Here is a 6,260-nt window from a genome sequence, read left to right as displayed (position 1 = left end):
CGCCTAATATTGTTTTATATGACTATCAGCCCTCTCGGGCGGGTAAATACGCGGCTGACTTTTTACGCAACGATAATCAGCAAGATTATACCGGCTACTTACAAGTAGACGGCTATGCAGGCTATCATCCATTGCCGGCAACACTGGTGGTCTGCATGGCGCATATTCGTCGCAAGTTCAAAGAGGTGGATAAAGCACAAAGCAAAACCAACAAGCTTACTGGCAAAGCCACATGGGCGCTTAACCATATTCAAAAGCTTTATCGCATAGAAGAAGCCATCAAGGGGCTGTCAGTAGAGGCGCGCTACAAAATACGCCAAGAAAAGGCCGTGCCATTACTTATCCAATTTAAAACCTGGTTGGATAAGTCTGCACCGCATGTCATGCCCGAAAGTTTACTAGGCAAAGCGCTGAACTATGCACTTAACCAATGGGAAAAAGCCATTCGCTATTGTGATGACGGCAGACTAGATATAGACAACAATAGATCCGAACGCGCCATTAAGCCCTTCGTGATGGGACGCAAAGCTTTTTTGTTCTCAAAAACAGCCAATGGTGCAAACGCAAGTGCGACACTTTACTCGATTGTACAAACAGCTAAAGCAAACGGTCTCGTTCCTTATGATTACCTAGTGCATGTGATGGAAAAAATCATGCATAGCGAGCATGATCCTGAGAAACTTGCGCCGTGGAGCGTGATATTAGACTAGTGTGGTTCTTTTGACGCTTACGTTAAAAAAGTTAATATTGCATATTATCCATTCGTTCAATCTCTGGATTCAATTCCATTAGCATAAGTGGACGCAGAAGCGTAAGCAGCGCATCCTAAAGGGTCGCCAAAATAGCAAGCTGCTGCGTGTGCGGCCAAGTTAAGAATAGGAATGTTTGCTATAGCTCTTAACAATGCTCCTGTAGTCTTCTGCCATAATTTTTTGAAAAAGTAACCGCTCGGATCGGTGTAGCTCATCGGATTGTTAAGCACATAACTATAGCGATTGTAGTTTTGAGAGTTGCTAAGTGCCTGAATAAACGGATCAGCCTGCAAGAATCGTCCAAGGGTTGGATCGTAGATCCGACCGTTCATATGTGCACAAACAAGTTACGAACCCAACAAAACACCAAATAACAATATAATCAACAACCTAGACAATATGAGAAGCAACATTCGATTATTCGTTTTTTTGTATTCGACATGAAAAGACTATTGAGAATGCGAAATAAAGTTAAATTTAGTGGGCTTATTTCGCAATCTCAACTTGTTTATTGCTAGGGAAATGCTTTAAGATTGCGAAATACCTTAATATTTTTTATAGATATTTCGCAATCTCAAAGGTGATAGAAATAATGGTTACTAAGTTTGTAGGCAGAGAAACAGAGCTAAAAGCCTTAAAAGAGCAAATAAACAGCAGCTCTTCGTCATTTTTAGCGTTATTTGGCCGCCGTAGAATCGGTAAAACTGAAACTATTCTCCACTTTTGCAGTAAAGAAAAAATAAAGCACATAGAATTTACTGGACGCTTCGAGCAACCAAAAAGAATTCAGATCAAAGCATTCTTGGCTGAAATCGCGCGATTTAACCCAGCATTCAAAGAACGAAAAGCTGAAGATTGGTTTGATGCTTTTGAAATATTAAGAGAGTGTCTTGATAATTTTCCACAAAATGAAACGTTAGTGATATTCATCGATGAATTACCTTGGATGGATACACAAAGATCTGGCTTGCTTGCTGAGATAGGCGAGTTTTGGAATAAGTATGTATCTAGGCGGCAAGGGTTGTCATTAGTTGTTTGTGGCTCTGCCGCTTCATACATGCTTAAGAAGGTCGTGAAAAACAAAGGCCCTCTACATAACAGGATAACCCGCAAACTCCCAATGGAGCAATTTGACCTTTTCAATACCAAGCGATTCTTAGAGGCTAATGGCTTCAATCACTATAATAACAAAGCCATTGCCAATATTTATATGGCACTTGGTGGGGTTGCTAAATATCTCGCTGAATTAAATCGTGCTTGTACTCCTCAACAGGCCATACAAGAGATATGTTTTGCTAAACATGCACTACTTCAAGGAGAGTACGAGGAGCTGTACCATTCATTATTCAGGCACCCTGAATATCATTATAAAGTAATGACTGCCTTAACTGATAGATGGAGTGGACTTACTAAATCAGATTTAGCAAATAAACTTAAAGTTTCCAATGGGCATATAACCAAAACAATAGAAGAGCTGCTAGGTTCAGGCTTCATCACAGAATACTCAAAATTTGGTAACATTAGCCGAGAAAATATCTACGTAGCGACAGACTTTTTTTCATATTTTCATAATCGTTGGATGGCAGGAAAAAATAAAACTAACGATTGGGAAAAATCATCTAACTCTCAGGAGTACGCTATATGGTCAGGATATACATTTGAAAAATTATGCCACGCTCATGTAAAACAGATAAAGGCGGCTATTGGCATAAGCGGAATACCCACATCAAGTCATTACTGGTCGTATAGAGCCAAAAAAAAACAGGAAAAAGGCGCTCAAATAGATTTATTACTCAGTCATGAGGGGCGGAGTCGAAATATTGAAATCATTGAGTGTAAATACTATGACGGCCCGTTTACTATTAGCGAGAGCTACAAAAAAGAACTAATTAATAAACGAGTGGTTTTTAATGAGCAAACTGGCAATAAATATAATGTTAGGTTCATTCTCGTTACAGCTGAAGGTGTTACTAAAAATGAACATTTTAACGAGCTAAATCCACTAGTAGTCACTTTAAACGATCTATTTTTGCCAGCTTAGAATTAGTAAATTAGGAATTCACCATCTAATAAGGAATAGCCACTACCCGTGGCTGTTCACTTGATTCGGGTCTATAAAAGCATCGTAAACGTCAAAAGAACCACACTAGTCTAATATCACGCTCCACGACGCAAGTTTCTCAGGATCATGCTCGCTATGCATGATTTTTTCCATCACATGCACTAGGTAATCGTAAGGAACAAGACCGTTTGCTTTAGCTGTTTGTACAATCGAGTAAAGTGTCGCACTTGCCTTTGCACCATTGGCTGTTTTTGAGAACAAAAAAGCTTTGCGTCCCATCACGAAGGGCTTAATGGCGCGTTCGGATCTATTGTTGTCTATATCTAGTCTGCCGTCATCACAATAGCGAATGGCTTTTTCCCATTGGTTAAGTGCATAGTTCAGCGCTTTGCCTAGTAAACTTTCGGGCATGACATGCGGTGCAGACTTATCCAACCAGGTTTTAAATTGGATAAGTAATGGCACGGCCTTTTCTTGGCGTACTTTGTAGCGCGCCTCTACTGACAAGCCCTTGATGGCTTCTTCTATGCGATAAAGCTTTTGAATATGGTTAAGCGCCCACGTGGCTTTGCCAGTAAGCTTGTTGTTTTTGCTTTGTGCTTTATCCACCTCTTTGAACTTGCGACGAATATGTGCCATACAGACTACCAGTGTTGCCGGCAATTGATGATAGCCTGCATAGCCGTCTACTTGTAAGTAGCCGGTATAATCTTGCTGATTATCGTTGCGTAAAAAGTCAGCCGCGTATTTACCCGCCCGAGAGGGCTGATAGTCATATAAAACAATATTAGGCGCGGTGTCACCATGAATATTCCCCGTAGGTGAATCGGCACCACAGCAGTATACCCACTCAGTACTAATGGCCAGCCTATTTTCATATCTTGACTACATTTACTCCGTAATTACCCGCTGTTTTTGAATCTGAAATGCATCAAAAAAGCCTTAAAGTCAGCTGTCACAGAGGGTAGTAAGTAGTGTTAATCCATCTTATACTCCGACACAAGCGGTATTTCATAACTCAAATACCAATCGATAAATTCTTTAGCTTTTAAGGGGCGCGAGACAAAATACCCTTGCACTAAGTTGCAATCGAACTCGCGTAATAGCTGCAAACTCTCTTTGTTTTCGACACCTTCTGCGACTACTCTCAAACCGAGTTTGTGCCCTAGGGCAATCGTCGAGCTTACAATGTCTTGATCCGTTTCAGACTGATCTAGCTTCATGATAAAACTCTTGTCTATTTTGAGTTCATCTATAGGCAGGCGCTTTAATTTCGACAAAGAAGACTGACCAATACCATAGTCATCAACCGACACATCAAAATCTAAGGATTTTAAATAGGTCAAGCGCTCGACAACAAGTTCTTCGTTTTCTACCAAATCCCGTTCAGTAAGTTCTAGGGTTATTTGTGATGCCGACACTTTGAACAAGGCAATCTGCTGCAGTAAAAAGTCTACAAAGTCAGGATGTTGTATATCCTGCGCTGATAGATTAATCGACACATTAATTATATGGCCTTGCGTTTGCCAGTCAGCAAGTTGCTCAATGACCTTGGTAATTACCCACCTTGTGAGGGTAACAATTAGACCGGATTGCTCAGCAAGTCCAATGAATACCTCGGGGTTAACAAATTCCCCATTTTTATTTATCCAGCGAATAAGTGCTTCAGCTTTGTTTACCTTATTCTCTGACAAATCCAATTTAGGCTGATAGTTAAAGAACAATTCGCCATCGTCATTATTGATGGCATCTTTCAATTCTTCCAACATCTGAAGCCTAGCTAAATACGCTTCATCTTCGCCGTGCACGTAGTAACGAATACGGCTTTGTTCGGTTTTCGCAAAATTTGCGGCTATTGCGACGCGTCGTAACAATGTTTCTGCGTTGCAAGTACACGCCAAAGTAGAGGTTACCCCCAAACGGAAATTAAGATTGATAGTAAGATCATTCAGTGTGTAAGGGCGTGAAAGTGTGCCATTTAAGTCGTGTACAATGTAAGAGACTTCTGACTCTGAAACAATAGGAATAGAAATCAAGAAATCATCGGCTGCAATGCGCGCGGCGTAAGCAAATTCAGAATCACTAAATCGCGTCAAATATTGCTGTAAGCGCTGCGCAACAAAGCGCAAGCATTCATCCCCGGCTTGCGGCCCCATGGTGTCGTTCACTTGTGCAAATTGTCGTATATTTACGCCAACAATAAGAAAGTCTTTTTCCTGTTCAAGCGCGCGATCAATATTGGACAACAACATGCTTCGGTTAAACAAGCCCGTCAATGCATCGTGTTCTGCTTGGTATTTTATTTCGCCCTCACGCTGTTGAATGGCTTCGCCCATCCTGAAAAAAGCCTTATTTAATTCGGAAAATTCAAGCGAACTAGATTGTGCTTTTTCTTGAATAGAAAAGTTTCCTCGACTAATTTTTTTCGTAATATCAATGAGCTTACTTAAAGGCGTGGTTATCCTTAGCGATAATAGTCGAGAGAGCACAACAGAGACCAATACAATTGCACTTCCCATCAGTAACATTGAGCGAATTAACTGCTCGAATTCTTTTTTTTCTGCCTCCAAGGAAGCCGATAGTACCGCGTATACCGAATCATCCTTAGCAAATTGAATAGCGGTGTTTGCGAAATTGTTTTGCCTCCAAAAACCCTTGTCGTCGAGCTGAGGTGAATTCACATTTTGCGAAGCTTGAGAAATTGACGGTAAACTCGAATACAAGACCTGCTCATCAGCCACCAAAGTAACATCGATGTCATTTAATCGCTTAAGTTCTTGCAGCGCAAGCGAGTCAATTTTAAAACCAATTAGAGAGTAAGCAATGGTTCTTGGTGCCTTGACTGGCAGCAGAATTAGCTGATAAACCTTTTCATCTATGACCAGTATTTGTGTGCTCTGTAAGTCAAAAGACAGAGCCTGAACAGCATGTTGCAAACTTTCGATAGGCAAATCTACTACACTGCTAGTGCTCAACACGTGGCCTTCTGTATCTACTAACACCATTAGATCTGCTTCAATGCGCTGTCCGTGGTTGAACAAAACACTCTGAATTGTCGCGCTGTCTTTAGTCGCAACAGCTTGCTTAAACCCAAAATCTGCGGTAAGCACTCGCGAAGCCGTCTCTAGGATAGATGCCTTTGCGAACAAATATTGATTGATGACATTTTCAGCGCTTTGAAGGCGTCGTTCGATTTGATTTTGACTGTAGTTTGCCGTTTGCAACCAATAAGCAGACATCAAGATACCGGCTGTAATCACAACAAGGCATACACTTAACAGGGTAATTTGAGCATTTAGGCTCAGTCTTTTAATTTGCGCTAACGACATCTTAAGGCATATTTCTCTTCAGATAGTAAAAACTTACTCAATTTCACACGGACTCGTGCTTCGATTTAGACAAGCTGTACACAAAACAAACAAGTCCACGCAATACTGAGTGTGATG

General features: G+C 41.0%; 4 protein-coding genes and 1 pseudogene. 2 read left to right on the top strand and 3 right to left on the bottom strand.

What is annotated here, in order from left to right; translation table 11 throughout:
* Positions 1 to 710: IS66 family transposase (gene tnpC, locus ACFOHL_RS12865; protein WP_376920646.1), on the top strand; the 710-nt coding region annotated here is incomplete at its 5' end.
* Positions 711 to 766: 56 nt separating this feature from the next.
* Here the strand turns inward: tnpC (ACFOHL_RS12865) and ACFOHL_RS12860 are convergent.
* A complete protein-coding gene (locus tag ACFOHL_RS12860) occupies positions 767 to 1,084 on the bottom strand; it encodes an RHS repeat domain-containing protein (RefSeq protein ID WP_376920645.1) in 318 nt (105 codons plus the stop codon).
* A gap of 260 nt (positions 1,085 to 1,344) precedes the next feature.
* On the opposite strand from ACFOHL_RS12860, the gene ACFOHL_RS12855 reads away from it, so the two are divergent.
* Positions 1,345 to 2,793 carry an AAA family ATPase gene (locus ACFOHL_RS12855; RefSeq protein ID WP_376920644.1) on the top strand — a complete coding sequence of 483 codons (1,449 nt, stop codon included), beginning with the start codon at positions 1,345 to 1,347 and terminating at the stop codon, positions 2,791 to 2,793.
* Between the two features lie 105 nt (positions 2,794 to 2,898).
* On the opposite strand, the pseudogene tnpC (ACFOHL_RS12850) reads toward ACFOHL_RS12855, so the two are convergent.
* Positions 2,899 to 3,663 (bottom strand): annotated as a pseudogene (gene tnpC / locus ACFOHL_RS12850) (IS66 family transposase); the annotation flags it as partial.
* A gap of 128 nt (positions 3,664 to 3,791) precedes the next feature.
* A complete protein-coding gene (locus ACFOHL_RS12845) occupies positions 3,792 to 6,143 on the bottom strand; it encodes a bifunctional diguanylate cyclase/phosphodiesterase (RefSeq protein WP_376920643.1) in 2,352 nt (783 codons plus the stop codon).
* Between the last annotated feature and the right edge of the window lie 117 nt (positions 6,144 to 6,260).

This window comes from Agaribacter flavus (assembly GCF_042646125.1).
GTDB classification, from domain to species: domain Bacteria; phylum Pseudomonadota; class Gammaproteobacteria; order Enterobacterales; family Alteromonadaceae; genus Glaciecola; species Glaciecola flavus.
The sequence above is the reverse complement of the archived record's forward strand: the minus strand, read 5'-3'. Positions and strand labels throughout refer to the sequence as shown.